Here is a 25,654-nt window from a genome sequence, read left to right as displayed (position 1 = left end):
TACGAAACAATTCCGGGCAATCGTCACCATTCAGGGGAATATCGATGCCATCTTCCGTGAGCGGGACGATGTGTTCGTGGCGGGTGATCTGCTCTGGTACCCGGTTGAAGGCCGCCCTGATATTCGGCGAGCGCCTGATGTCATGGTGGTGTTTGGCCGTCCTAAAGGAGATCGTGGGTCGTATCGCCAATGGGAAGAAAACGGGATTGCGCCCCAGGTTGTGTTCGAGGTCATATCGCCAGGTAACACGCTGACCGAACTGGCGGCGAAGCTGGAGTTTTACGACATCTATGGGGTGGAAGAGTATTACCTGTACGATCCGGAACATGGCGATATGGGCGGCTGGCAACGGATTGACGGTCGGTTGCGGGTGATCCAGGAGCTTGATGGCTGGGTCAGTCCGCGTCTGGGAGTCACGTTCAAGCGAACGGATCGCGTTATGCAGTTGTACTGGCTAGACGGTCGTCCATTTCTGAGTTTTGTGGAGTTGCAGGCACAGGCCGAACAAGAGCGCCAACGAGCCGAAGAGGAGCGTCAGCGGGCTGAACAAGAGCGTCAGCGGGCTGAACAAGAGCGCCAACGAGCCGAAGAGGAGCGTCAGCGGGCTGAGTGATTGGCGGCACGGTTACGTGCTTTGGGTATTGATCCAGATGCAGATCAGGAGTGAATGTTGCCAGTAGGGTGCGACTGGCGGGTTGATGGTGATGAGGTTCATCCTGTCGTCGAGAAGCTGGCAATGAGACAGCGTGCCCCTGTGTTGGTAGTGCAGCACTGGTATCACTTCCTATCCAGCAGCCTTCCGGTTCGTGCCGGTGCATCAACGTCACCGAAATCCCATCAGCCTACCCTACACATCCCTGCGACCCACGCCACCTGTCACGCACTATATCGCTTCACGGGGGTGGGCCGGCTGCGCACGATAACGTAAGCACGGCGAATGCGGAAGCCACCCTTCCGCACGCCAAACCAATGCGCCACAAGCAACCACGCCTGGAACCGGCGTCCCCTCCAGCGTGTACTCTCACGGCATGCGCAGCGGGAGGTCTGGTACCGTGCATCCTGGCTCAGGTGTAGTGCCGACGCAATCGGTGGATTGCCAGAGAGGCATAGCCTGGATGATGAAACGCTTCCTTCCCCTTTCCTACTCCCTGAAGACACGAACGAGCAAACCGGCACAGACGATAGCTACTAACTCAAGTTGCCATCTACACTGGGATAGGCTACGGAGGTTGACTGCCAGTATGAACAGCACGACGTTACACTCAACACCGTGTGGCGTAACTGTATAACGATTTGGGTAGCAGCCAGTTTGTTTTCACGGACGTTCTACATTACTCCTCACGGTAGCAATATGGGTTATCAACATCCTCTGTGTCCTCGGTGTCTCTGTGGTGACAAAGGCAGCAACCTGGGTTAGCTACTACATATTGTGTCTCTATCCACATCTATCCACAAAATGTGGATAGGTCGCAGGTATGATGGTACGATGACCGATCCTACGACCACCGGGTCTTAGCCTCGTGCCAGGCCAGGAATGATAAAGATGTCGGCGATCATCGCCACAATGCTCAACCCGTGTACCAACACTGCTGCCCAGACATTGCGTGTGCGTAGCACCAGATACCCTCCGATCACCCCAATGGGGAGGGCCATGCCCACCATCAACCAGCGCTCAAACAGGGGCACCGGTGCGACAAACAGATGATTGAGGGCGTACAGCAGGGTGGTCAATCCAACGGTCAGATGAAGATTCCATCCGGCCTCACGGAGCGCAATCAGCAATACACCTCGCCAGAGCAGCTCTTCTGCCAGTACCAGGACAGGGAAGAGGTAGAGCAGTCCCATGCCAACCAGAATGACTTCCATGGCTGCCATTGGTTCACCACCGCCACGGTAGTAGAAAAAGGTATTCACCCAATCGAGGAACATCAGACCCAGACCGATTCCGGCACCCCAGATAGTTGCTGAGCGCAAATTTGTTGTCGTTACCCCGATAGCTGCCCAGCCGAGAGTACGTCCCAGCGTGAATGCAACGCCCAATCCACCCAGAACGTCGAGCACGAGCGCCGGCCACTCACTCAGACCGATCAATCCACCAACGAGACCAATCAGCCAGACTGCCGCGACCAGACCACCACCCCAGCGGATGCGGGGATCACCCAACAATGACCTAGTTGGTTGGACAGATACAGTTACACGCATAATCGCCTCCGCAATCAGAAATACGGTCGTCTCTCATCGTATGCCATTGACGTGCGATTGCGGCGGAAGTGTACACAACAAACGTTGTAGTCTGATCACTGTGCAGTTGCTAAAAACCACAATGCCCACTCTGCATCCAGAGCAGGCATTTACCAGTTTGTGGTGCCAAGAGCCGGACTCGAACCGGCGACCCTCGCATTTTCAGTGCGATGCTCTACCAACTGAGCTATCTTGGCACATCGCTATGCTATATTTGGTGGGCGATGACGGATTTGAACCGCCGACACCCTCGGTGTAAACGAGGTGCTCTACCGCTGAGCTAATCGCCCCAGCTGTGGTGCCCAGGAAGGGACTTGAACCCTTACGAGCGTGGTTAGCTCACTAGGCCCTCAACCTAGCGCGTCTGCCAATTCCGCCACCTGGGCGCTCAATGCCTCGTTATTATACGAAATCGTGAGGTAGTTGTCAAATAGCGCCCGGTGCATCCCTTGCCGACCGCGATCCGCCACGCTGCTGGGCGAAGAGCGCGGTTTGCAAGGTGGCGGCAGTGCGTATACCGGTAAATGATGCGCCAAGACTCACCAGCGTTTGCGCCACCTCTGGCCGGATGCCAACTAGCGTGGTTTCGGCACCTAACAAACGGGTAGCCGTCGCAGTCTGTACAATTGTCGCTGCGGCCTGGGTGTCGAGTAGAGCAATACCGGTGAGATCGATAATCAACGTCCTGGCGCCATATCGTTCGGTAGCGTCCAGCGCTGTGCTGTTGAAATGTGCCAGCAGTTCAGAGGTGACAGCACCAACCAGTGGAATCACAATAGTGTCATCACGAACAGGTATCACCGGTACGGATAGCGAGGCAATGGTCTGTTGCAGATTGCGTTGTGCAGCAATACTCTCTTCAAGGTGGGCAAGGGTCGCTTGTTGCTCTTCACTGAGACGTTGTAACGCAGCGGTACGTTCGGCCACTTGTTGTTCCAGTGCATTGTTGAGTTCAGCAAGCTGCTGATTGGCCGCTTCAGCCCGGCGGTGAGCCTCATTGGCATCAGTGAGTGCGGAGGCCAGACTTTGTGCGCCGATAAACGAAATAAAAGCGCTTACGAAGAGCAGCACTGTCAGATGCGCAAATGCCAGATTGAAGTTGCCACCGCTTCTGGTTTCTGGTGGTATGAGTTGGCTGATACCAAACATACCGGCCAGACAGAGTCCCAATATGACCCAAATCTGGTATGGCTTGAGTAAAATACTGGCAAGTAAGATTGCTGGAACCAGATAAAACATATTGAATGTTGACGTTAGATTAAGTACTTCTCCACTCAGTGCCCCCAATGTCGTCAGTATGATGAGCAGATAGCTACCAATAGTTACTAATCCCTTTTTGCCGAGGATGAAAGATACCACAAAAACCAGTGTTGCCAGGTCAGATTGATCAATCGTCCAATTGTGGGTTGGATCAAGGTGAGGGCAAGACCGACGGTTAAAAGCAGTACAACCACGCCGCTACTTAGAGAAACCAGAATCTTACCGCGCCGTTGGATTTCCGGATCAGTTGCGTCTATATGTAGGAGCCAGTCTCGGAAGCGATTCATAACAGTACTCCATATTATGATTCTGGTAGTTTTTACATAATGTGAAAAAACGTGTGATCTGGGAACAATTGTGATATTAGCAAAAACAACAATTTGCGATAGATAAGACATTTGCAGCAAGCAGAGGCACTGTAAATGATAATTCTCAGTGTACTACACAATATTGCTCATTGTCAATCCTTTTTGGCTGCAAGGTTGTTTGCTTTTTCTCAAGCTCAGCTCATACAGCGGGAATGTAACAGCCTTCTACACATTCCGCCGTACTCATTTTGCTTCCCTCAGGCAGACAAACAGCGTGCGGAAGTGAGGTTTCTGCACGCTGTCGGCTAAGTAATAGGGTAGTCAGGTTATCTTGCTGAAGCGTATAAATCTATGTCTCTCACTTCTCACGCTTCGGCCAGCGAAATCCGATCAGGCTGGGTCGTTCGACGGTGGGGAGATGAGTAAATTCGGCTTCGCCGGGGCGCAGGTGCGGTTTGCTCGCCAGCCAGGAGTCGCGGGTGGCTTTGGCCTGCTCTAGCATCTGTTCAATAGCTGCAACATCGCCGGCTGTGATCTGTTCGCGAGCTGTTACCAGGAAGCGGATGAGTTCGTCGATCCAGCGCGTTAGGCCATGCGGGTTGGTGAGCAGGATGTCGCGTTGCATGTGGGGGTCGCCTGACGCCAGCCGTGATACGTCGCGAAAACCGGTTGCCGCCAGGGGTGCCATCTCTTTCCAGGCCGGGCTGTTGCCGGTGGCGGTCACCAATCCAACCGATAACAGTAGCGGGAGGTGCGAGATGCCGGCGACGTAGGCATCATGCTCTTCCGGGTCGATGTAGTACGGTTTTGCACCCACTGTGCGCACCAGTGCCTCTACCGCTTCGACAGCGTGTACTGGCGTGGTGCTGGTGGCGGTGAGGCAGTAGATCGCGTTACGGAAGAGATCGGGATCGGCGGCACCCGGCCCCGATTGCTCGCGTCCGGCCATGGGGTGGCCGCCAACGAAGGCGACGGTTGTCGGCAATAACTCGGCGGCCCACCGACATACCTGCGCTTTGGTGCTGGCAACGTCGGTAACAATGGTTCCGGCGGGTAGGTGCGATGCTAGATCGCGAAACACGTCTTGGATTGCACGCACCGGCGTAGCGATCACCACGATTTGCGCTTCCCGTACTGCGTCGGCGAGCGTGCGTGCCTCACGGTCAATCGCCAGTCTTCCCCGCGCTTCACGGGTGACTCGTGGCTCGCGATCAAAACCGATGACCTCTAGTGGGCCGAGTGGTGACTCTTTCGGATCGGCATTGCGTAATGCCATGCCCAGTGAGGTGCCGATCAGACCCATGCCGATAATCGCAATACGGATCATAACCTCTTCCTTCGTTTGTTATGCCGGTTCGACGCCAATGAATGATAACAGGAGAATTTCAATCAGTACGATAATCACTGCCAGGGCGACGAATTTGATCGGATCGAGTGTGCGCAAGGCTGCCATAGCCAACACTACGGCAACGAAGAGACCACATTCGTATGCCTCGCGCCGTACCCGACGGTTGTCAAGTGCCCATGCCCGCAGCGCAAGCCAGCGTCGACTCAACACGGCAATCACCGGTCTAACGATAGCGGCGACGCTGAGTAAGACAGCAATCAGCATCACTATGTAGGCCGGTGCGGCCGATTGATCGAGAAGCGTGCCATCAGGCGCCGGTACCATGGCGAGGGTTACAAGGAACATGCCAACGCCAAGGGTGCCCTCGATAGTAAGGCCAGGAAGTTCGAGCCATGTTTCCAGCGGCCAGAACGTCAGGACACCCACTCCCAGCGCCAGGATGTAGAAGAGCAGGTGCCACGGCGAGAAGAGGTTTGGCTCACCAATCAGATCGACCCTGAGGATCACACTAATGACCAGTGCCCAGCACAGACCGGCCAGTAGTGCCAGCAGTGGTAACCAGCGTCTCACCCTTGGAGTTTCGTCCTGATCAGTCATCACTCCTATCCTCCCACGTCACGCGGGCAAGTCGTTGACGGAGCAGGTGATCGGCCAGGACTAGCGCCAGCATCGCTTCGGCTACCGGCACCAGCCGGGGCAGGACGGTTGGATCATGCCGGCCATGCACTTCAATCGTGACCGGATTTCCATCGCGATCAACCGTCTGCTGCGGTTGGGCGATGCTGGCCGGTGGTTTGGCGGCCAGTCGCACAACGATCTCTTCGCCGGTTGAGATGCCACCCAGAATACCGCCGTGATGATTGGATGCAGTTCTGATGGTACCATCATCCCGGCGAATGAACGGATCGTTGTTCTGCGAGCCGCGTAGCATTGCGACCCCGAACCCTTCACCAATTTCGACCCCTTTAATGGCCGGGATAGAGAACATCGCCTTGCCAATATCGGCCTGCAATTTGTCAAATACCGGTTCGCCGAGACCAGGTGGTACACCTCGTGCGCGCACTTCAACGATGCCCCCCAGTGAGTCGAGTTCTCGCCGGGCCTGATCAACCCGCTCGACCATCAGTGCTGCGATACGGGCGTCGGGACAGCGCATAATATTGCGCTCGATCTCTGCTTCGTCGAAGACTTCAGCCCGCAGATCGGCCAGTTGCAGCGTGTAGCCAACAAGTGTGATACCAAACGTTGCCAGCAGACGGCGGGCGACAGCTCCCGCCGCGACTCGCCCGATGGTCTCGCGTGCCGATGAGCGTCCGCCGCCACGCCAGTCGCGAAACCCGTACTTGGCATCCCACGTGTAATCGGCATGGCCGGGACGGTAGCGATCTTTGATGTTCTCGTAATGATGTGATTTAGCGTCTGTATTGTATACCAGCATCGTGATTGGGGTACCGGTAGTACGTCCCTCGAAGACGCCAGAAAGTATCTGCACCTCATCGGCTTCCCGGCGCTGTGAGCTGACCCGACTCTGACCGACGCGACGGCGATCCAGTTCACGTTGAATATCGGCAACGTCAAGGGGTAGACCGGCCGGGCAGCCATCGACAGTGCAACCAACCGCCGGGCCGTGTGACTCGCCCCAGGTAGTTACGCGAAAGACATGACCAAATGTATTGCCTGGCATAACATCTCCATGATTGATGATATTCAAGCGCGACGCATAATCTCTTTTCCCCACGAGCCGGCTTTCCATTCCGTCCAGACTCGATCGTACACTGCTTTGACTTCGCCGGCAATCCGACTCCACGTATAGTAAGCACGGGCGAGGGCGGCGCCACGGGCCGCTCGCAGGCGAGACTCGGCAGGAGAACGCAGGCTGTTGAGCAGGGCATGAGCGAGTGCTCCGACATCACCTGCCGGCACCACAAGGCCGTTCAGCTCGTGCTGGACAACTTCCGCGAGGCCACCAGTATTCGAGACGATCACCGGGCAGCCGGCGGCAAATGCTTCCAGGGCCACAATGCCAAATGGTTCGTACAGCGAAGGGAAGACGGCAATGTCACCGACAGCATAGAGGCGATTGCGGTCTTCGTCACTGATATAGCCGAGAAATTCGACAGTTGTGCCAAGAGTGGCTGCACGTGCCTTCAGTTCATCGAGTGCGCTGCCGGTACCGGCAATGACCAGCCGGGCGGGCATTTCGGCTACGAGCTGCGGCCACGCCTCTAAGAGAATGTGTACACCCTTCTCGTAAACCAGTCGCCCGACAAAGATCACCAGCGCTTCGGTGTCGGCGGCGAACCGGCGGCGGAAGGCGACCCATTCAGCAGGTGTGGCAAAGGGTGGTGGGGGCAGGTGAACACCGTTAGAGATCACATCGATCTTGTCAGCAGGCGTCGTGAAGTACTCGCGTATCTGGTGGGCCATAAAGTGAGAACAGACAATCACACGCCAGGCTTCGTAGGTCAGGCGCCATTCCAGATCGTTGATCTGTTGTGCGCGATGACCATTGAGCGCACCCCGTCCCCTGCCCCGTTCGGTGGCGTGGATGGTTGCAATCAGTGGGATGCGCCAGTGGTGCTTGAGAGCAATCCCGGCTTCGGCGGTGAGCCAGTCGTGGACGTGGATCAGATCGGGACGCCCGCCGGGGAATAGGGCATGCGCTGCCTGTTCAAGGTGTCGCCCGGTATGAGCAACGTAGGTGGGAAAATCGTCGGTATCAAGTTGAGGCACAGCAACACGACAGATAGTGATGTTTTCGTGGCGCTCGAAGATGTCTCCGCCGCGTAATTGCGGAGTAAGAACGGTGACGGTCACGTCGTGTTCGGTTAGAGCCGGCGCCAGGTCGGCAACGTGGCGGCCAAGACCGCCAACGATGTGCGGGGGATATTCCCACGAAATTTGGAGAACGTGCATGCGCAAAATTATAGCATACAACTTATTTCATATATCCACGATGGGCACTATCACGACCTATACATCACTTGTGCACGTGGTATGTTGGGTGCTGGCACCGGTGGAGAGCCGTGCCGGCACTTGATCCTCTGCACGTGATGGTAATAGCTGTACGTGATAGGGCGCATGGTCGTGTGCTCTGGCTGATACATCCAGATCGCTCGTGACCACTTGCCTGCTTCTGCCCGTCTCAGAACTGTCATGCAATGTGGTGTTGGTTGCCTGCGTGTACTCCTCAGCACTACACTAGTGTTTGCACTCTGGCAATGATGTATTTCAGGTAGCGCCCTTCCGGAAAACCGGCCGGTACCGGATGATCCAATGGATGGCCGGCTTCATGAATGATCTGGAGGCGACGATGCGCCTGAGCCGCAGCTTCCCCAAGTAGCGAGCGGAACTGTTCTGGCCCGATTTGGGCCGTACAACTGGCACTGACCAGTAATCCGCCCGGAGTCACGCAACGTAATCCAAGCGTGTTGAGGCGTACATAGGCACGCATTGCGGCATGCTGACTAGTGCGGGTACGGGCAAAACTCGGTGGATCGAGGATGACAACGTCAAAGGTTTGGTTTTGTCTGGCAAAGCGATCAAGTACAGCGAAGCAGTCTTCAGTTATGAAACGGTGACGTTCCGCAGGTAATCGGTTCAGCGCTAAGTTTGTCGCAGTCGCTTCTGCCAGCCCGCGACCGATGTCGCAGCTCACAACTTCGGCTGCATGACCACGGAGCGCATAGAGCGAGAAGCCGCCGGTGTAGGCAAAACAGTTAAGCACTCTTGCACCGGCAACCCATCCTTCTAATGTGCGCCGGTTATCACGCTGGTCGAGAAACAGGCCGGTCTTCTGGCCGTAGAGAATATCAACCTGGAAGAAGAGACCATGCTCCTGTACAACCAGGTCGCGGGGCGGCCATTCGCCCCACAACAACACCGGTTCACCCTCGTCCTTATCATCGGTCTGCCGTGGTCGCTGGATCACACCACGCAGGTCAGGGTCGATAGCACGCAGAGCAGAAGTAATGGCCGGTATCACCGTTTGCACACTGTCGGCGTAGGTCTGGATGACGACATAATCGCCGTACCGGTCAACGACCAACCCGGGCAGATTGTCACCTTCGCCATAAATCCAGCGATAGGCTGTTGTCTGCCCATCTGCCCGTAATGGTGCACGTAACTCCCACGCCTCCCAAACTCGTTCGTGAAACCAGGATTGGTCTGGCAGGTTATTCCGGCTATAGACTCGCAAGCCAATAGGACTACGCTCGTCGTATAAGCCGTAAACGGTCAAACCACCGCAGCGGGCACGTACCCATTGCCCGCTATGCAGTCGTTCATCACCAATGAGGTGATTACGATAGACCCACGGATGACCTTGCTGGAGACGTGAGCGTAGCGATGGTTCTATAGTTAGTTCAGCAACGGTTGACATATTGTTGGATGATTGCTGGTTTTTTGTTATATAGTAGCACCACTCGGCACCTGACCATCTGCCGGAAATGCTGCCGGTAGCGTGCGAGGTTTGATGGCAACATTGCGACCGATACGTACTCCTGCCGGAATCTGTGCTTTCAAGCCAACCAGAGTAAGCCCGGTATTCAGACGTTCTGGTGCTTCGGCGTTGGGCGTATTATCATCACCGAACCCGACGTGTGCCCCTTCGCCGATGCGCACCCCTTCATCAATGATACAGCGGTCAAGGACTGCACCTGCCTCAATCACTGCATCACCCAGCACTACTGAATCGCGTACCACCGCACCGGCGGCAACAACGACACCCGGTGAGAGTACCGACCCGATGACTGTGCCGTACACGCGACAGCCGTCACTTAGCAAGCTGTTCTCAACCCTGGCCTGGACGCCGATCTCGGCACCCGGTCGGTCCGAGCTAACAGTGTGAATTACCCACTCTGGATCGTACAGATCGAGGGCTGGTGTCTCGGCCAGCAGCGCCAGATTTGCCTCGTAATACGCCTGCACGGTACCAACATCGGCCCAATAGCCCTGAAAATTGTACGCGAAAGCACGGGCACTACTCACGATCTGGGGAAGCAGATGACGGCCAAAATCAACGGCATCGGTCGAACGTAAGAGATCGATGAGAAACTGTTTGCGAAAGACATAAATCCCCATCGAAGCCAGATTAGAGTCGGCGCGTCGAGGTTTTTCGACGAAGCGATCAACCCGGCCATCACTGCCAACCGACACAATCCCGTAGCGGTGAGCATCGTGCGGGCTAACGCTGCGTACCGCCATCGTCACATCCGCCTCTTGTTCGGCATGCAGTTTGAGGAGGGGGCCGTAATCCATCTTGTAGATGTGATCGCCGGCCAGTAACAGAACCGCATCTACCTGCTGATCATCAACGAAATCGAGGTTGTAGCGCACTGCATCAGCGGTACCGCGCTGCCAGCCACCGCCATCGGGCGTGGGTGATGGATGGAGTAGGCGCAAACCGCCCTGCGCCCGGTCGAGATCCCACGGACGGCCGACACCGAGATGGGCATGCAGCGAGCGGGGACGATACTGGGTCAGGACGGCAACGTTGTATAAGCCCGAATTGACGCAATTCGAGAGAGCAAAATCGATAATTCGATACTTACCGCCGAAAGGTACTGCGGCCTCAGTTCGTTCAGCGGTGAGAACACTGAGGGCCGGCGAGTCGCCACCGGCAAGAATCATCACGAGTGTGCGTATCATGTCGACTCCGTTTATAACTGAGCGTTTTACGGGTCTAGCGTCTGCGACTGTCACAGCTCTGATAGCTGTGATCTGTCCTGCCTTTCAGATCGTCTCGCCCGATGGAACATCACCTGCGGGAAAATCTTCGGTGTCGCGGTCGGCATTGATCACAACGTTACGGCCAATCGTAATGCCGGCTGGAATGTGAGCCGACTTACCGACAACGGTTACCCCACTGTTGAGTTTATCAGGTTGTTTGCGATTGGGAACGGTTAGATCATCGCCAAAACCGAGGCGAGCACCGGCACCAACCACGACTTTCTTATCAACAATCACCCGGTCGAGTACTGCACCAGGGCCGATCCAGGTATCGTTCATGACGACGCTATCACGCACAATGGCCCCCGGCGAAACGTACACTCCCGGCGACAAGACCGAATGGATAACCGTGCCACGAATTGTACAGCCGTTGCAGATGATCGATTGGGTTACTTTAGCCTGCGGCCCGATCTTGGCCGGTGGTCGCTCCTCACTGCGGGTGCGGATCAGCCAGTTGGGATCGAAGAGATCGAAATCGAGTGATGGATCGAGTAATTGCATACTCGTTTCCCAATACGACTGGATTGTCCCGACATCAACCCAATACCCCTTGAAGCGATGCGCAAACACACGGTCTTCGGCGACCATAGCTGGAATCACGTCTTTGCCGAAATCAATGCGAGGTTTCTCCGGCCCACCCTCAGACAGTCGACAGATCAGAATATCGGCGTTAAAGACATAAATGCCCATCGACGCCAGATTTCCCTTGTCCCGCGCCTTCGGTTTTTCGGTGAATTCGATAATGCGGTCATGTTCATCGGTTGTCATAATCCCGAAGCGATCCGTCTCTTCGATGGGAACCTCCATCACTGCCACGGTCAGGTCGGCCCGTTTCTGGAAATGAGTTTTAATGATGTCGTTATAGTTCATCTTGTAGATGTGATCGCCAGAGAGGATCAACACCAGATCGGCGCGCCGTTCCTGGATGTAATTCAGGTTTTGATAAATAGCATCGGCCGTGCCCCGATACCACGACTCGTCGCGGCGCCCCTGATAGGGTTGCAGCAGGCGCACACCACCACGGGCACGGTCGAGGTCCCATGGTTTACCAATACCGATATGTTCGTTGAGTGAATGGGGCCGGTATTGTGTCAGAACGGCAACATCGAAGATGCCAGAGTTGACGCAGTTCGAGAGAGTAAAGTCAATGATGCGAAACTTGCCGGCGAAAGGCACTGAAGGTTTGGCGCGCTTTTCCGAGAGCACACTGAGCCGAGTCCCTTCGCCGCCTGCCATGATCATCGCTACAATGCGCATATGCCTCCCGTATGTTTATAAAACCCGGCTGCGCATTCGATTGTAAACGCAAGCGGGCAATTGTGCAACGCCAGGTGGTCTCCGTGGCGCGGGCTACTAACCTACACTTGTTAATCGCTTGTGCTTCCGCTCCATGACAGTGTGAAGGGCAGCTAGCAAGCAGATTGGAGGCCCGCTCCACGATTGACCGCATGACTATAGTCCCTGACATCATCATACCAGCAGTCCTGCATTAGCCGTAGCAGCTTTCACGCTACCTGTACTATCGTCCTGATAGCGTGTATAGTGCCGGCCAATGCATCTACATCATCATTATCAGAATGGTGGATGTGTCGGTCAGATTTGAATGATATCAAAAACCTGTTCTACTCTACTTCACCCACCACCATGATACTGCTTTTGATTGGCGATAGTGATGACGTGATCAGGCAGGCATAGAGGGTATAGTATCAATTCCTAACTTTCCATCACGAGAAACAATCTGGACGAGCCCGTTTCATTTGCTATCATATACGTAGGCTATCGCAACAGCTTCAGGAGATGATCATGACCCTCTATCTTCCCCCAGTTCAGCCGCAATCAGGTGGAAGGCCACGTTGGGTGTTGATCGGAATTAATGAGTAAGCTTATTCTTGGGAAAGAGTTGTTATGGCTTGATAAATGATGATGCGTTACGAGCGTGACTGTTAGCATGTTGTTGTCTGGTAATTTGCGTCTACATGGTCTTCTCTGATGTGCGATCGACAAGGAGGTGCGCTATGTTTCGTGCCATTCTCGTTCCGCTTGATGGTTCAGTTGTTGGCGAGCAGGCTTTGGCAGCCGCAGCCCGGCTGGCGCGCGCATTCCAGACCACTGTGCATCTGGTGCACGTGCATTATCCCAATTCGTTGACCCCCATCGTGATCGAAACGCTACCGGTGATCGATGCCGAATTGCATTCTCTGGCTGCTGAACACGAGCGCTTCTACCTTCAACAGGTTGCTGCTCAGCCAGTTTTCAATGGCGTGCAAACGGTTGTTACCCGTCTGGAAGGGGCTGTTGCCGAGACGCTGGCAGCACATGCGCAGGTAATCAATGCCGATCTGATCGTAATGACGACGCACGGCTGGAGTGGGTTTGAGCATTTCTGGCTGGGAAGTGTGGCCGAGTCGTTGTTGCGGTTGACCCACACCCCACTCTGGCTGATGCGACCGGGAGAATCGGCGTCGCGGGCTGCGCAACCGCTGCGTCGCATTCTCGTTCCCCTCGATGGCTCGGCGCGTGCCGAGCAGATTTTGGCACCGGTCCAGAGTCTGGCGGCGCTTGATAGCGCTCGTTTAACGCTGGCCCGTGTTCTGGTACAGCGTCGTGGGGCGGATCAGGCTGATGTGACTGCGCAAAAACAGGAGATCGAAGCGTATTTGCAGGTACTGGCAACCAGGCTGGAAGCGCAGGGGGTGCCGGCAGATATAGCGGTAGGTACTGCTGATCAACCGGCACGGGCGCTGTTGACACTGAGTCGTGAGCTACAGGTTGATGCGATTGCGCTGGCTACGCACGGCCAGGGTGGCTGGCAGCGCATAGTGATGGGCAGTGTTGCCGATAAAATCATTCGTGCCAGTCCCGTGCCGGTACTGGTTGTCCGTCCGTAATGCACTATGCGCCGGTTTTGATGAGTGTGACCGGGTCATCAACCCGTACTTCACCTTCGCTGATGACACGGGCGTAGAGTCGGCTCCAACCGGGATGGAGACGCTGGTTGATGCGGGTAAACTGACCTCGCAGGAACGATCCGGCAATGGTGTTGCAGGGTGTGGTATAGTCAGTAATTTCTAACTCGACCCACGAACCGATCAGCAGACGATCACCGATGCCGATCTGATCCCAATCAAGGCCACTAATCGTGAGATTTTCACCCGTCGTACCTGGAGCAATCGGATGCCCTTCTGCCTGTAAGGCAGCGACCCGTTCAGCCGAGTAGAGTGAGACGGCCCGGCGTGGCCCGCCGTGATGTTCGCGATCACGCTGGTGGTCGCCACGTACGCCATGGATTGTTATTTCGGCGGCCGGTACCGGGAATTTGGGTACGCCGCCTTTAGGGTTCACGTTGATCTGTACAATTCTGCCCTGAACGGAGTTGCGATCCATTTATGTTTCCCCTTCTCAAACTGGCTATTTCTGGCTATCATACCAGATTATTAGTTCGCTCATAACTTTATGTTGTAAATGTATGAACCCGTCATCTCGTCAAGAACCTTCTCCGCCGCTAGAGGCAGCCGTGCTCGAGACGCCTGCCGCCGACACAAATGGGTCATCTGAGGTGCTGAGAGCAGCGTCCTCGACGACGTTGCGCTGGCATTTGCGGGGAGTTTGCCAGCGTTGTGGATTTGCGCTTATCGGTTTGATCACCTTTGTGCTAGCGCTAGAGTTGCTCAAGCGCGGCGCTGCCGGCTACGGGCGAGTACTGATTGGCTGGTTAGATATCAGTTCGACGGCAAGTGCGCTTGGTTTTGGCTGGTTGCTGTCTTACATCTTTCTGAGTGGATCGCCGGTAGCAGCGGTAGCTGTCTCCTTCTTTGCATCAGGTGTGATTGATGGGTTACAGACCTTTACCATGATTACCGGCTCGCGCCTGGGTGCTTCATTTATTGTCCTATTTGTTGGGTTTCTGTACCATCTGCGCGGCCATCGACGGGCGGCCAGTGTTGCGATTGGTGTGCTGTCACTGCTGACTACAGCGGCGATCTATCTGCCGGCATTGGGGCTGGGATACTGGCTGCTCAGTTCACAGTTGGTAGGGGTTATATCGGCCAGCGCCGATAGTCCGCTTAGTTCCGTGCTTGATCTGATTATCGATCCCGTTGTTGCCGTGATTGTTCGGCTGTTGCCAGAGTGGTCGTTGTTGGTGGTTGGAGTGCTGGTGCTGCTCGGTGCGTTCACTCTGCTTGATCGGGCTATCCCTGAAGTTCCCGGTGGTCAGCAGGTGTTTGGGCGGGCCGGCCAACTCCTCTACCGACCGTGGGTGATGTTCCTGCTCGGCGCTGCGGTAACCTCATTTACGCTCTCGGTGTCGGTATCGCTGTCGATGCTGGTCCCACTGACGGTGCGCGGTGTTATTCGGCGCGAAAATGCGTTGCCGTATATTATGGGCGCCAATATCACAACGTTCATTGATACGTTAGTTGCGGCGTTACTCGTCGGTGGCGCAGCCGCATTCACTATTGTGCTGGTTGAGATGGTCTGTGTTGCCTTTTTCTCGCTGATTGTTCTGTTCTTGTGCTACCGGTGGTTTGCCCGCGTTCTGCTCTGGTTGGAGGAGAGGATTGTGCATTCACTGCCGCGTTTAGTCGCTTTTCTGGGGATCATGCTTGTCGTGCCGCTGTTGTTGTTGTTTGTGAGATGGTGAATACGTTATGCACATTGCCCTCTATGTTGGTCAGAATCCTCAGCGCACAGCGCTACTCGCCTTTGCTGCACCAATTGTTGCGGCCTGTGCTCATCGGGTGACGCTCATTACACCAGTTTCCGGGCAAAACGATCTGGATGAGGTTGTCAATCAGTTGCACATTGACACTGCCATTCCCGTGCAGCATCGTTGTCAGGAAACAACCTTTGCGGCTGCGATTCTGAGTGCTGTGCAGACTGAACGACCGGATTTGCTCATTGCGCCGGCATTTCCACCTCATTTCATTCGTGGGCGACGGCTCGAATTCAATCTGCTCGCAGCTCTACCAGTATCATTTCTGCGCGTGCAGGGACATGTATCCGCTTCCCCCATTCGGCGGATCGCTGTTGCCAGTGCCGGGGGTGAGCAGTCTTTGCGGTGTGTGCCGTTGGTGAGTCAGATCGCCCGTGCTTTTCAGACCAGTGTGACCGTGCTGCACGTCTCTTCGCAAGAGGTTGTCTATTTCGATGGTTTTGTGGCCTCTCCATTAACAGAGGAAGTTGCCTTGCACCTTGATGAAGTGACCGGCACGATGCTCCGACGGCTAGTGGAAGAATTCAGCGCACAGGGTGTTGATTGCCATTTGCAGGTGCTTAACGGTCTGGTCGAAGAGACGTTATTGAGTGAAGCGCAGCACTACGATCTCCTGGTGATCGGTAGCCATGAAGTCAGTCGTGTCGTGCCTGAGCCGGGTGGTCGCTGGGTACGTATGCTGCAACGTCTGTCGCTGCAGGATGTCACGCGCGATCTGTTAGAACGTAGCCCGATCCCGGTGCTGGTGATTCGCTAGGATGGATCAGTGTGTGATGGGTTGGGCCACGATAGGTCGTTGTCATCGTTCCTAACCGGCTCTGGGGCACGGCTAGCCGTGCCCGTCTATTTCAAGGTTGTGCGTTCAATATCTCTTGGGCAGCCAGCAACTGCGGGTCTTGTTCAGCCGGGAAACGCCACCATTCGGCCTCAATCAGCACATCGGGGATGATCCCGGTGCCTTCGATGAACGTCCCATCAGGCAACTGATACGCTACTTCTGCCAACAATAAGCGAGAGCCGTCGCTAAAGTCGTAGCCGTAGAGGTTTTCGGTATTGCCTGACGAGGGCACACCGACAACGGTTGCCTGGCGAAGAATGCGCATACCGGCAGTGAACATCTCGGCAGCGCTGGCTGTCTCTTCGCTAATCAGGATCACGACCGGAATCCTGGTCAATTCAGGGATGGTACGACCACGCGGAATCTGTTGCTCTTCACGATCATTCCGCCCCACCGAAGCGCCAATGCTGCCGCCATCGTGGAAGAGGGCAATAATGTTGCGCATGACGTGGATGTAGCCGCCACTATTGTCGCGAACATCAATAATCATCCCGCGCAACGGGCCGCCGGCCAGCAAGGCGGTCAGAGCATCACGTGCCTGGGAGTCAGCATTATCAACGTAAAAGCTGGGAATGTATAACAGACCAATATCGCCCGTTAATCGTTCGGCAGTAACTTGATTAAAGATGGCGATATCAATAATGGCGCGCGTTACCTCAACATCACGTGGTTCTTCGTCACCGCGCTTGATCGTCAGTCGCACACTGGTTCCCGGTAAGCCACGGACTGCACCGATAGCCCCTTCCGGCCCGAAGGCTTCAGGATCATTAAACAGAATGCCGTTGACCGCGACGATCAGATCGCGCGGTAGAATACCGGCCTGATCGGCGGGGCCGCCAGGCACCACTCTGGTGATCAGACCGCCTTCATCAACGGTGCGTACACTTACCCCGATCCCGCCATACTGCAACTGACCGCGTGCTTCAGCGATCTGGGCAGCTACCTCTTGCGGTGACTCGAAGCGCGAGTGGTCATCACCCAGCCGGGCAATCATCTCGCGCATAATGGTGTAAAACTCTTCCGGAGTCGCGGCTGCTTCGACCTTCGGCTGCACCTCGGCCCGCACTGCCTGCCAGTCGAGACCGTTGAAATCTTCGTACAAATAATTATTGCGCACCGTCTCCCAGACCTCTTGAAAGATGTTCAGGCGTTCTTCACGACTAAGCGGTGCTAACGTGGGTGTGGGTGCAATCGTCGCAACAGGTGCCGGAGTTGGTGTCAATACCGGCATCGTTGCGGCATCGCCTGCCGGTGCAGGTGTCGCCGCTGATGCCGGCAGGCGCGTTGCCGGCGGCGCTGGTCGCTCCTGTTCGACCGATCTGGTTAACAACTCGTTCCACGAGAAGGTGCAACCGGTGATAAGTATTGTGGCTACAATAAGCAGAATAATTCGTAAACGCTGCATAGTGTTCAGATGTATAAACAGTTTCCAGCCAATTGCTGCTCAACAATATGATACCATTAGCGCTACACTCGTACCGTGAGAGCTTGCTTAGGAAAAGGTGCTCTCCGTATTGCAGCCGTCTTTGAGGGTAACGATCTATGCTGCCGGACATTCAATTTGTACAACGCCCAGGCGTCATCGAGTTTGGTTGGGGGCATCTGGCTGCCGAACTCCTGCCACATACTGAATTGTTACGGGCTGCAGCCTGGACGCTGACCAACGATGCACCGGCAGCGTTGACCTATGGCTTTGCGCAGGGGCCAGGGCGCCTGATCGCATGGTTAGCCGAGCGGATGGCAATCACTGAAAGTGAATTGATGATTACCGGTGGCACCTCGCAGGCGCTCGATATGCTCTGTAAGCACTTGAGTCAGTCGGGGGATGTCGTGCTGGTAGAAGCGCCGACATATCACCTGGCGCTACGCATTTTTCGCGATTACAAACTGCGCCCGGTGATGCTTCCCGGCGATCAACAAGGGGTACACGTCACCGCAGTGGCGACCCTGGTCAAGTTGTTACGTCAGCGTGGTGAACGGATCGCCTTCCTCTATCTGGTGCCGAGTTTTCGCAATCCGAGTGGTGTGACGCTGAGTGCTGAACGACGGGCAGAGCTGGCCCGTTTGGCTACTGCGCTCGAATTGACCGTTATCGAAGACGAGGCGTATGCTGAATTATGGTACGATTTGCCGCCACCGCCACCAATCGCCAGTTTTGCGCCTGGGAGCACGCTGATCCGATTAGGCAGTTTTGCCAAAGTATTGGCCCCTGGTCTACGGCTGGGCTGGATGCAAGCGCCGTCGTCGTTGATCCAGCGCTGTATCTCCTCGGGCATGCTCGATAGCGGAGGCGGGGTCAATCACTTTACCGCTCACGTTGTCCTCGCGTTACTCCGTGCCGGTGACTTTGAGCCGCACTTGCTGCGGTTACGCGACGGGCTGCGGGCGCGACGCGATACGTTGCTGGCAGCGCTGGCCCGCACCATGCCGAGAGGTGTGACATGGCGGCCACCATTAGGCGGTTTTTTTGTCTGGTTGCGTACTCCGCCGACGATTGATACCACAGCACTGCTGCCAATCGCAGAGGCGGCTGGTGTCTCGTATATTCCCGGTGAACGCTTTTACGCCGGTAGCGGTGGGCGACACGAGCTTCGCCTGGCGTTTTCGCTCCTCTCCGAAGCCGATTTGATCGAGGGTGCTCGCCGTTTGGGTAAGGTATTGCGAGAAGCGGGATGAAGGCCGTTTCCTTCCTTGTAACCTCTGAAGATCATGGGCGTCCGCTAGGAGATATTGCCGCTGACGGACTGGGAGAAGCCGGACGAGTGGCAGCACAGCGGGGCGGCCTATGGCTGGGAAAACGTCGGGCTGCGGCATCCGCACTGGCAATTGCCGGCGAGACACTTTCGGTACGCTTTCCGCCAACCCATGGCTATTGTGATGCGCCACTGACGCTTGAACACATTATCTACGAAGATGATGATGTGCTGGTGGTAAATAAACCGCCCGCCTGTTATGTTGGCGATACCCCCTGGGACACGCAGGGAAGTGTGCTGGCCGTGGTGCAGCGGTTGTTGACGGTACGTGACGGCATACCACCGGTGTTGCACCTGGCCCACCAGCTCGATTTTGGTACCAGTGGGATTCTGGTGTTGAGCAAAACCCCGCGCGCAAATGCACCTTTGCAGACTGCGTTTGCCCGTGGGTTGGCGATGAAGCAGTACCTGGCCGTTTGTAGCGGTCATCCGCCGGTAACTGCTGATCTTGTGACCGGTCATGGGCGAGCGGCAGGTGGACGCTGGCGTCTCTACGATCAGGCTGACATCGGGCGTGTATTGCCGGACGGGCAACGGGTTAGACTGGCGCATACCCGGTTTACGCTCCGTCGGCAATTCGCGAATGCGGCCCTGGTAGAAGCAACGCCATTGACCGGGCGAACCCATCAGATTCGGTTACACCTGGCGGCGCTCGGTTGTCCGATCCTTGGTGATGAACGGTATGGTGGGGTAATGGATGTAGCTGATCTCCATCTGACCCATCCGTTGCTGCATGCTGCCGAACTCCAGCTTCCGCACCCGATCCACGGGCGGTCGTTACATCTCTTCTGTCCGCCACCTCCACTTATGCTGGCGGTGATAGATCGTCTGCGCCACTAACGATAGTCGTGAACGTACCGCGTAGGGGCGGATTTTGAACCCGCCCCTACGCAATCCGTCCATCCGTCTGGAAGAGAGCAATAGCCTGGCTATTCCCACCTGTGCCTGGGATAGAGCATAGTAAGTGCAGAAGGACGGTGTCGGTACTGTGTGCAACGTGGCATGCCGATTGTAGAAAGGGATTATCGAGCAGTATGCCCTGCTCCTGGTTGCACAAACTGGTTCTACTTAATCTTTACTGAGGTACGCAAACGCCCGGCCAGCACACCACCCAAGGCGCCACAAATACAGCCGATAACCTGTCCCAGCAACAACAACGGTGGTACCACAACCCCAACATTGGCCAATGCTGCAACCAGAATGCCAACCACGCCTACTAGAAAGCCGTGCATGGTAAATGATTCGCCTGCCAGCCAGGCGGCGACAAATCCTCCCACGCCGGTCAGGCCGGCACCGATCAAAATGAATACGATATGGATCGGATTTTGCAGTGACGGTTCGGTAAAGAGTGTGGTTTGCCCAATGAGAACAATGAACATTTGCAAAAGGATGGTGAGTGCGAAATCGGTCATGAAGCCGGAAATAACTGCGGTCCAGCGGATATTCACAGGCATCTCCCCGCTACCGATGCTAAACGCCTATCCGACAGATTTATATCTCTGGACTCTGCTTGAGCCTGCCAGTCCGTCCCGCAGGGATCATTCGTGCAGGCTCTCATCCGGTTGCATCATAGCACAGAAAAAGGCTTGACCAGGTGAGGTGTCCTGATAGGGTGATCCCCAGAAATGTGGAAGCTATCTGAAGGACTTGCAAGGGAAGCACTGCTGGATTGCAGGACCGATTAGTGATACCAAATCTTGCGCGACAATGGGCATCGTTCAGGTGTGATCCTCGTGCTGAAGTGTTACCGGGGGTGCCACCAGCACGTCGCTGATGGGTTATCGTCGGTGTCGTAGGGGCGACGCATGCGTCGCCCCTACTAATCATCATATCAGCACCTGGTAGCGCATCGTTCAGGTGCGGTATCAGAGTCGTAGCTGGTTGGCCTATCGTGCCTTTTATTCTCCTAAATTTGATATGATACGCAGTGCGTATGCAGTATCACATCACGTGCGGAAGCCATGCTTCCGGTCACAGTGAGATTTGGTAATTAGACGGTCGTCTCACTGCTGCCTCTCTGTAGCTACATTCTGGTACGGCGATAAGCCTTCAGCACGTCTGGAATATTCGATCTGTACAGCCCGGCGTTGCCCGCATCGAGGACGATGCGGGAAAGTCAGTTAATTCGCCATATGCCAGACGAACAGAAACACCAGGAGTGAGATCTGGAGTGCATACGCAACATCATAGCGTGCCGGGTGCCAGAACTCTTCCCGGCCCAGCCACCACCAGATTCGGTTCAGTCCAGATCGTACCCGAATATTGCTGTCCCAACGTTGCAGATGAGAAACGCGGGCCAGGCGTACCAGTCGACGCAGGCTATTAACAAGCGCTAACGTCCAGACGCCCGCAACTAGTAGTTGCAGTAGCAGCTCCATGGAGGGCACTCCTTATAAATGGTGGTACGTTTGGGAAATATCGCGCCGACATTGGCGCAACGTGATAGCCTGATCACTATTAAGTAGTATGCATCAATGTTGCCCAAAAGCGCAAGGGTGTACCGAGAAAAAATTCCCTGGCTGGCGTGGAATATATCCTTCGCGGTGCTGCATTTTCGGTGATAAGACAATTTTTGAATTGAGAATAATTATTACTTTACATAATCATAATTATCATGCAGTGTTTTTCCTGTCGGGGATGTTTCGTTGAGGCTTAGAAGGAGTAGAGACGCATGTTGAACATGAAACGAGTCCTCGGCCTGATTGTCACCCTCGCACTACTGGTGGCAACAGTTTCAGTGACTGTTGCCGGAACGGGAATTCCCGACTTACACCGTTCCTCACCGACCGGTAATGTGATCTTCATTCACCCCGATGGTGCGGGCCTGAATCACTGGGCGGCTGCACGTATCTACTGGTATGGTCCTGACGCCCTCAGCCCGTGGGATACGCTGCCGCAAATGGCCGCCTACCGCGGTCACATGGCGGATATTTTGACCGGGACATCGAACGGTGGCGTTACCACGCACGCCTTTGGTTACAAAGTAGAAGGGCCTGGCTCATTCGGTAAAGATGGTGGTGGTGATAGCGCTCGCAGCATCCTTGCTCTCTGGCTATCCGGGTAGTATTGTGCGTGAAGCTATTAGCAATGGTCATCCTGTTGCTTTGGTCAATGACGGCGATATAGCCGAACCGGGCACCGGCGCATTTGTTTCTGAAGTTGGCAACCGCAACGAGGACAACGAAATTGTTCGCCAGATGCTCGATGGCCGGCCCGGTTTTGAGGGTGAGCATCCGCCGCACATCATTCTAGCCGGTGGTGAACGTTTCTTCTTACCGCAAGGGACACCACCCTGCACGTCCGACAACATCAATCTTGATTGCTATGTCCATACCGATCCGATCACCGGTGCCAGGCCTGCTCGTACCGATGGGCGGAATCTGTTGCGTGAGTTTGAAGCAAAGGGCTACGTGATCGTCCGTACTCGTGCCGAGTTTGAAGCGCTGCGTGAGCGGGTCAACAGTGATCGTCGCTACGCACCATACGTGTTGGGTCTCTTCGCTGCCGACGACATCTTCAACGATGTGCCGGAAGAGCGTCTGATTGCCGCCGGTCTGGTTGATCCTGCGATTGACGTCAATGATAAGCGGACCAATCTCATTCTCTTCGGCAGCGCTCCCGGTACATTAGGGTACAATCCGCCGACCGCTGCCAAGATGGCCGATCTGGCACTCACGATCATACAACGCTGTGCCCGGCAGGCCGGCAAGCCCTTCATTATGGTTGCCGAGGTGGAGAGTATTGATAACTTTGGGAACAACGACAACGCGATTGGTACGTTGGCCGGGCTGAAGCATGTCAACGACCTGATTCAGGTCGCGCAGAACTTCCAACAGCGGCATCGACGGACGCTGATTCTGACCGCAGCCGACAGTGATGCTGGTGGTATGCAAATTGGGGCCTGGGATCCAACCCGCAACGTCAGCGATTACAATAACAATCCCACAAGCAGCGGTGTGCAGAATGTGCGATCACCGCTTGATGGTCGCTATGGCCGCAACTCGCCTCCATTCCTGAGTGAGCCTGACGCTTACGGCAATCGTATGGCATTCGCCGTAAGTTGGGTTGGCACGCCTGATGTGTCGGGTGGCATTATCTCTCGTGCACAGGGTTTGAACGCAATTGAGATGTCGCGCACGTTCAGCGGACGGTTCGATAACACTGACGTATATCGGTTGATGTATCTGACGCTGTTTGGTCGGGGATTGCCATCATCTGTTGGTCAGACGGCTCCGTCTCGCTAGACGATGGCAGTATTCTGAGCGTTGTGTGGGGCGACAGAAGATAAACTGTTGCCCCAACATGTTATCGCAGCACGTAGCCGTATCGCTGTAACCGCCAGACCGCTAACGCCAGTGCTCATATCACATCTGCAACATACAATACCCGGCACGCGATCCAAAACGGACCCTTTCAGCCCCCTCGTTCATCGCCTGATTGGGTACATCCACCATCTGTAGGGGCAGGTTTAGAACCTGCCCCTACAGAACCTTATCGGCATTCAATGCCCTGTGAGCGGTAGTACTCATCAACCGCGTCGGTGAGTAAAACAGTTTCGGGAGCAATATCGCTCTTCAGCACGCCTAACGAGCGCAGCAGTTGCGCCTCTTTCTGCCACACTGCACGATCACTGGCACCGACACAGCGTTCGCCGATCCCATAGCGGAGCAGCTTGATCGTTTCGGCGGCTTCAAATTCCAGATGACCACGGTCGAAGTCAGGGCTGCGAGCCAGTATGATCTCGATAGCGGCTGCCGGATCAGTCAAGGCCTCTTGCCAGCCGCGCAACGTAGCCTGCACAAACGCTCGTACTGTATTTGGGTTGTTACGGGCAAACTCGGCTGTGGTAAAGAGCACATCACCCATCAGCTCAACACCGTAATCACGGGCAAGGATCAGATCAATATCAGCGCCGGCAGCACGGGCCGTATACGGCTGGTCGGTTGCATACACCGGCCAGACATCGGCGCGCCGTTCGAGAAAGGGGGCCAGGCTGTAATCACCTGGTATTTCGATGACGCTGGTCGGATTGACGCCAGTAGCCGCTAGCAATGCCCGATATTCGGTCTCAACATTGTCGCCGTAGAACATACCGACTCGGCGCCCAACAAAGTCTTGCGGTGAGCGAATACCACTGTCACGATGCACCATAAATGCTACCGGGCTGGCCTGAAACCAGGTTGCCAGTGCGACAACCTCGATACCCTGTTCGCGACTGATCAGAATCGTATCGGCACCGGTGCTACCAAAGGTGTCGGCACCGGTCGTAACCAGCGGTAGTGGTATGGCATCAGGTCCACCGGGCAAGATGGTGACGTCCAGGCCGGCATCGCGGTAGTAGCCGCGTGCTTCGGCAACCAGATAGCCGGCAAACTGAAACTGGGGCAGCCATTGCAATCGCATCGTGACCTTCGTCACTTCCGGCGACGTGCTAGTTGGGGCTGTGTTCGTACAACCGGTAACGACAAGCAACACCACAAGCAGGAGTAATGGTAGTAAGGTACGGTGTGACATATGCGATCCTCTTTGTTCAACCTAGTCCACGCCGCACTTACCGTTCCCGTTCCCAGAACACAATGATCCGTTCAAGTAGAAGGAAAATACCGTGTAATACCAGTGCTAAGCCGGCGGCTGCCGCGACAGCAGCAAAGGCTCGATCTGTGGCTAGCCGGTAGGTAGAGGTCGTAATCAGGTAGCCTAGACCTTGTCCTGCACCGGCCAGTTCACCGACCAGCGCCCCAATGACGGCCAGCGCACCGGCGACGCGCAATCCACTGAAGATGAATGGAAGCGCTGCCGGCAAACGGAGCATCCGCAAGATTTGCCATTGTGAAGCGCCATAAGCCTGCATCATGGCCAGTTGTTCGGGTGCCGGACGCCGCAGACCGCTGATGGTGGCAATAAGCAACGGGAAGCTGGCAAAGAGTGCTGCCATCGCAGCACGAGGGGCAATCCCGTCACCCAACCAGATGGTGAGGAGTGGGGCCAGCGCAACCGAAGGCAGGCTTTGTCCGAGCAGAATCCACGGGTAGAGGGCATCTTCCAACGGACGGACAAAGATAAAGGCGATGGCCAGGGTAAGCGCGATACAAATACCGATTGCCAGCCCTATCAGCGCGGCGCTGGCTGTAGCACCGGTATGGTATATCAACCGTATTTCAGGTTGAAGTGCAGCGGTTATCACGCGCGATGGAGTTGGGAGCAGGTAAGCCGGAATACCGGCAGCCGGCAGTCCCCACTCTAACCCAATCACGAGGGCGACACCGAGCAGCAGTGCTGGTCCTAGGCGGCGAAACAGGTTGTGCGGTGTGGCCGTAACCATAGCACTATATCTTACCATACATTGGTCATGAGGTGGAAATAGAGAAGCGAAATCTGCATCCTCGTCGCGGTGCTCACCCTTCTTCTCGATTTTGACATAATGTTCCATCGTACTGGTCAGTTCTGCCGGTAGTTGTCTGG

At 55.6% G+C, this 25,654-nt stretch carries 24 protein-coding genes and 3 tRNA genes; 8 read left to right on the top strand and 19 right to left on the bottom strand.

Annotation, left to right across the window (positions count from 1 at the left end; translation table 11 throughout):
- A partial coding sequence (locus VAE55_RS15185; RefSeq protein WP_322816580.1) for a Uma2 family endonuclease occupies positions 1–613 on the top strand: 613 nt, incomplete at its 5' end.
- Between the two features lie 899 nt (positions 614–1,512).
- Here VAE55_RS15185 and VAE55_RS15180 read toward each other — a convergent pair.
- From VAE55_RS15180 to VAE55_RS15120, 13 genes are all read right to left on the bottom strand, one after another.
- Positions 1,513–2,202 (bottom strand): CPBP family intramembrane glutamic endopeptidase, encoded by a 690-nt coding sequence (locus tag VAE55_RS15180; protein WP_322816579.1) that lies wholly within the window; start codon positions 2,200–2,202, stop codon positions 1,513–1,515.
- 160 nt (positions 2,203–2,362) lie between these two features.
- Positions 2,363–2,438 (bottom strand) — tRNA-Phe (locus tag VAE55_RS15175).
- Positions 2,439–2,456: 18 nt separating this feature from the next.
- Positions 2,457–2,531 (bottom strand) — tRNA-Val (locus VAE55_RS15170).
- A 6-nt stretch (positions 2,532–2,537) separates the two neighbouring features.
- Positions 2,538–2,627 (bottom strand) — tRNA-Leu (locus VAE55_RS15165).
- A 40-nt stretch (positions 2,628–2,667) separates the two neighbouring features.
- Positions 2,668–3,600, bottom strand: coding sequence for an STAS domain-containing protein (locus VAE55_RS15160; RefSeq protein WP_322816578.1), 933 nt, complete (start codon positions 3,598–3,600; stop codon positions 2,668–2,670).
- Entirely contained in the window at positions 3,567–3,788 is a 222-nt protein-coding gene (locus tag VAE55_RS15155) for a hypothetical protein (protein ID WP_322816577.1), read from the bottom strand. Before VAE55_RS15155 ends, VAE55_RS15160 begins: the two co-directional genes overlap by 34 nt.
- A gap of 379 nt (positions 3,789–4,167) precedes the next feature.
- Positions 4,168–5,136: a prephenate dehydrogenase gene (locus VAE55_RS15150; protein ID WP_322816576.1), complete on the bottom strand. Its 969-nt coding sequence runs from the start codon at positions 5,134–5,136 to the stop codon at positions 4,168–4,170.
- Positions 5,137–5,154: 18 nt separating this feature from the next.
- Positions 5,155–5,754 carry a hypothetical protein gene (locus VAE55_RS15145; protein ID WP_322816575.1) on the bottom strand — a complete coding sequence of 200 codons (600 nt, stop codon included), beginning with the start codon at positions 5,752–5,754 and terminating at the stop codon, positions 5,155–5,157.
- A complete protein-coding gene (gene aroC / locus VAE55_RS15140) occupies positions 5,747–6,841 on the bottom strand; it encodes a chorismate synthase (protein WP_322816574.1) in 1,095 nt (364 codons plus the stop codon). Before aroC ends, VAE55_RS15145 begins: the two co-directional genes overlap by 8 nt.
- A gap of 23 nt (positions 6,842–6,864) precedes the next feature.
- The gene (locus tag VAE55_RS15135; RefSeq protein WP_322816573.1) at positions 6,865–8,073 is read right to left on the bottom strand and encodes a glycosyltransferase family 4 protein; all 1,209 of its coding nucleotides are present in this window, start codon (positions 8,071–8,073) and stop codon (positions 6,865–6,867) included.
- 280 nt (positions 8,074–8,353) lie between these two features.
- Entirely contained in the window at positions 8,354–9,538 is a 1,185-nt protein-coding gene (locus VAE55_RS15130; protein WP_322816572.1) for a class I SAM-dependent rRNA methyltransferase, read from the bottom strand.
- Positions 9,539–9,564: 26 nt separating this feature from the next.
- Positions 9,565–10,806 carry a glucose-1-phosphate adenylyltransferase family protein gene (locus VAE55_RS15125; protein WP_322816571.1) on the bottom strand — a complete coding sequence of 414 codons (1,242 nt, stop codon included), beginning with the start codon at positions 10,804–10,806 and terminating at the stop codon, positions 9,565–9,567.
- An 84-nt stretch (positions 10,807–10,890) separates the two neighbouring features.
- Positions 10,891–12,144: a glucose-1-phosphate adenylyltransferase gene (locus tag VAE55_RS15120; RefSeq protein WP_322816570.1), complete on the bottom strand. Its 1,254-nt coding sequence runs from the start codon at positions 12,142–12,144 to the stop codon at positions 10,891–10,893.
- A 758-nt stretch (positions 12,145–12,902) separates the two neighbouring features.
- On the opposite strand from VAE55_RS15120, the gene VAE55_RS15115 reads away from it, so the two are divergent.
- The gene (locus tag VAE55_RS15115; protein WP_322816569.1) at positions 12,903–13,775 is read left to right on the top strand and encodes a universal stress protein; all 873 of its coding nucleotides are present in this window, start codon (positions 12,903–12,905) and stop codon (positions 13,773–13,775) included.
- Positions 13,776–13,779: 4 nt separating this feature from the next.
- Here VAE55_RS15115 and VAE55_RS15110 read toward each other — a convergent pair whose 3' ends face one another.
- The gene (locus VAE55_RS15110) at positions 13,780–14,271 is read right to left on the bottom strand and encodes an MOSC domain-containing protein (protein WP_322816568.1); all 492 of its coding nucleotides are present in this window, start codon (positions 14,269–14,271) and stop codon (positions 13,780–13,782) included.
- 82 nt (positions 14,272–14,353) lie between these two features.
- Between VAE55_RS15110 and VAE55_RS15105 the strand changes: the two genes are divergently transcribed.
- Both VAE55_RS15105 and VAE55_RS15100 read left to right on the top strand, forming a co-directional pair.
- Positions 14,354–15,529 (top strand): hypothetical protein, encoded by a 1,176-nt coding sequence (locus tag VAE55_RS15105; RefSeq protein WP_322816567.1) that lies wholly within the window; start codon positions 14,354–14,356, stop codon positions 15,527–15,529.
- 7 nt (positions 15,530–15,536) lie between these two features.
- On the top strand, positions 15,537–16,358 hold the full coding sequence (locus VAE55_RS15100; protein ID WP_322816566.1) for a universal stress protein: 822 nt from the start codon (positions 15,537–15,539) through the stop codon (positions 16,356–16,358).
- 91 nt (positions 16,359–16,449) lie between these two features.
- Here VAE55_RS15100 and VAE55_RS15095 read toward each other — a convergent pair whose 3' ends face one another.
- Positions 16,450–17,844, bottom strand: a complete 1,395-nt coding sequence (locus tag VAE55_RS15095) for a S41 family peptidase (RefSeq protein WP_322816565.1) — start codon at positions 17,842–17,844, stop codon at positions 16,450–16,452.
- A 137-nt stretch (positions 17,845–17,981) separates the two neighbouring features.
- Here VAE55_RS15095 and VAE55_RS15090 point away from each other — a divergent pair, with 137 nt between their 5' ends.
- On the top strand, positions 17,982–19,115 hold the full coding sequence (locus VAE55_RS15090; protein WP_322816564.1) for a PLP-dependent aminotransferase family protein: 1,134 nt from the start codon (positions 17,982–17,984) through the stop codon (positions 19,113–19,115).
- Positions 19,112–20,032 (top strand): RluA family pseudouridine synthase, encoded by a 921-nt coding sequence (locus VAE55_RS15085; protein ID WP_322816563.1) that lies wholly within the window; start codon positions 19,112–19,114, stop codon positions 20,030–20,032. The genes VAE55_RS15090 and VAE55_RS15085 overlap by 4 nt, the downstream gene beginning before the upstream one ends.
- A 224-nt stretch (positions 20,033–20,256) precedes the next feature.
- On the opposite strand, the gene VAE55_RS15080 is transcribed toward VAE55_RS15085, so the two are convergent.
- Both VAE55_RS15080 and VAE55_RS15075 read right to left on the bottom strand, forming a co-directional pair.
- Positions 20,257–20,646 carry a TIGR04086 family membrane protein gene (locus VAE55_RS15080; protein ID WP_322816562.1) on the bottom strand — a complete coding sequence of 130 codons (390 nt, stop codon included), beginning with the start codon at positions 20,644–20,646 and terminating at the stop codon, positions 20,257–20,259.
- A 666-nt stretch (positions 20,647–21,312) separates the two neighbouring features.
- Entirely contained in the window at positions 21,313–21,570 is a 258-nt protein-coding gene (locus tag VAE55_RS15075; protein WP_012258394.1) for a hypothetical protein, read from the bottom strand.
- Positions 21,571–21,863: 293 nt separating this feature from the next.
- Here VAE55_RS15075 and VAE55_RS15070 point away from each other — a divergent pair, with 293 nt between their 5' ends.
- Complete coding sequence (locus VAE55_RS15070; protein ID WP_322816561.1) at positions 21,864–22,256, top strand: hypothetical protein; 393 nt, start codon at positions 21,864–21,866, stop codon at positions 22,254–22,256.
- Positions 22,213–23,436, top strand: a complete 1,224-nt coding sequence (locus VAE55_RS15065) for an alkaline phosphatase (RefSeq protein ID WP_322816560.1) — start codon at positions 22,213–22,215, stop codon at positions 23,434–23,436. Before VAE55_RS15070 ends, VAE55_RS15065 begins: the two co-directional genes overlap by 44 nt.
- A 247-nt stretch (positions 23,437–23,683) precedes the next feature.
- Here the strand turns inward: VAE55_RS15065 and VAE55_RS15060 are convergent, their stop codons facing one another.
- Positions 23,684–24,706, bottom strand: a complete 1,023-nt coding sequence (locus tag VAE55_RS15060; RefSeq protein ID WP_322816559.1) for an ABC transporter substrate-binding protein — start codon at positions 24,704–24,706, stop codon at positions 23,684–23,686.
- 37 nt (positions 24,707–24,743) lie between these two features.
- The coding region (locus VAE55_RS15055) for an ABC transporter permease (RefSeq protein WP_322816558.1) at positions 24,744–25,654 on the bottom strand (911 nt) is incomplete at its 5' end.

Source organism: Chloroflexus sp. (genome assembly GCF_034432675.1).
In the GTDB taxonomy this organism is placed as follows: Bacteria; Chloroflexota; Chloroflexia; order Chloroflexales; family Chloroflexaceae; genus Chloroflexus.
The sequence above is the reverse complement of the archived record's forward strand: the minus strand, read 5'-3'. Positions and strand labels throughout refer to the sequence as shown.

Excerpts from the sequence above, each read along its gene's own strand:
- VAE55_RS15120 (WP_322816570.1), bottom strand. The coding sequence starts at position 12,144 with ATGCGCATTGTAGCGATGATCATGGCAGGCGGCGAAGGGACTCGGCTC.
- VAE55_RS15130 (WP_322816572.1), bottom strand. The coding sequence starts at position 9,538 with ATGTCAACCGTTGCTGAACTAACTATAGAACCATCGCTACGCTCACGT.
- VAE55_RS15090 (WP_322816564.1), top strand. The coding sequence starts at position 17,982 with ATGCTGCCGGACATTCAATTTGTACAACGCCCAGGCGTCATCGAGTTT.
- VAE55_RS15075 (WP_012258394.1), bottom strand. The coding sequence starts at position 21,570 with ATGGAGCTGCTACTGCAACTACTAGTTGCGGGCGTCTGGACGTTAGCG.
- VAE55_RS15150 (WP_322816576.1), bottom strand. The coding sequence starts at position 5,136 with ATGATCCGTATTGCGATTATCGGCATGGGTCTGATCGGCACCTCACTG.
- VAE55_RS15085 (WP_322816563.1), top strand. The coding sequence starts at position 19,112 with ATGAAGGCCGTTTCCTTCCTTGTAACCTCTGAAGATCATGGGCGTCCG.
- VAE55_RS15105 (WP_322816567.1), top strand. The coding sequence starts at position 14,354 with ATGAACCCGTCATCTCGTCAAGAACCTTCTCCGCCGCTAGAGGCAGCC.
- VAE55_RS15125 (WP_322816571.1), bottom strand. The coding sequence starts at position 10,806 with ATGATACGCACACTCGTGATGATTCTTGCCGGTGGCGACTCGCCGGCC.
- VAE55_RS15095 (WP_322816565.1), bottom strand. The coding sequence starts at position 17,844 with ATGCAGCGTTTACGAATTATTCTGCTTATTGTAGCCACAATACTTATC.
- VAE55_RS15145 (WP_322816575.1), bottom strand. The coding sequence starts at position 5,754 with ATGACTGATCAGGACGAAACTCCAAGGGTGAGACGCTGGTTACCACTG.
- VAE55_RS15135 (WP_322816573.1), bottom strand. The coding sequence starts at position 8,073 with ATGCACGTTCTCCAAATTTCGTGGGAATATCCCCCGCACATCGTTGGC.
- VAE55_RS15115 (WP_322816569.1), top strand. The coding sequence starts at position 12,903 with ATGTTTCGTGCCATTCTCGTTCCGCTTGATGGTTCAGTTGTTGGCGAG.
- VAE55_RS15070 (WP_322816561.1), top strand. The coding sequence starts at position 21,864 with ATGTTGAACATGAAACGAGTCCTCGGCCTGATTGTCACCCTCGCACTA.
- VAE55_RS15180 (WP_322816579.1), bottom strand. The coding sequence starts at position 2,202 with ATGCGTGTAACTGTATCTGTCCAACCAACTAGGTCATTGTTGGGTGAT.
- VAE55_RS15155 (WP_322816577.1), bottom strand. The coding sequence starts at position 3,788 with ATGAATCGCTTCCGAGACTGGCTCCTACATATAGACGCAACTGATCCG.
- VAE55_RS15100 (WP_322816566.1), top strand. The coding sequence starts at position 15,537 with ATGCACATTGCCCTCTATGTTGGTCAGAATCCTCAGCGCACAGCGCTA.
- aroC (WP_322816574.1), bottom strand. The coding sequence starts at position 6,841 with ATGCCAGGCAATACATTTGGTCATGTCTTTCGCGTAACTACCTGGGGC.
- VAE55_RS15110 (WP_322816568.1), bottom strand. The coding sequence starts at position 14,271 with ATGGATCGCAACTCCGTTCAGGGCAGAATTGTACAGATCAACGTGAAC.
- VAE55_RS15080 (WP_322816562.1), bottom strand. The coding sequence starts at position 20,646 with ATGCCTGTGAATATCCGCTGGACCGCAGTTATTTCCGGCTTCATGACC.
- VAE55_RS15060 (WP_322816559.1), bottom strand. The coding sequence starts at position 24,706 with ATGTCACACCGTACCTTACTACCATTACTCCTGCTTGTGGTGTTGCTT.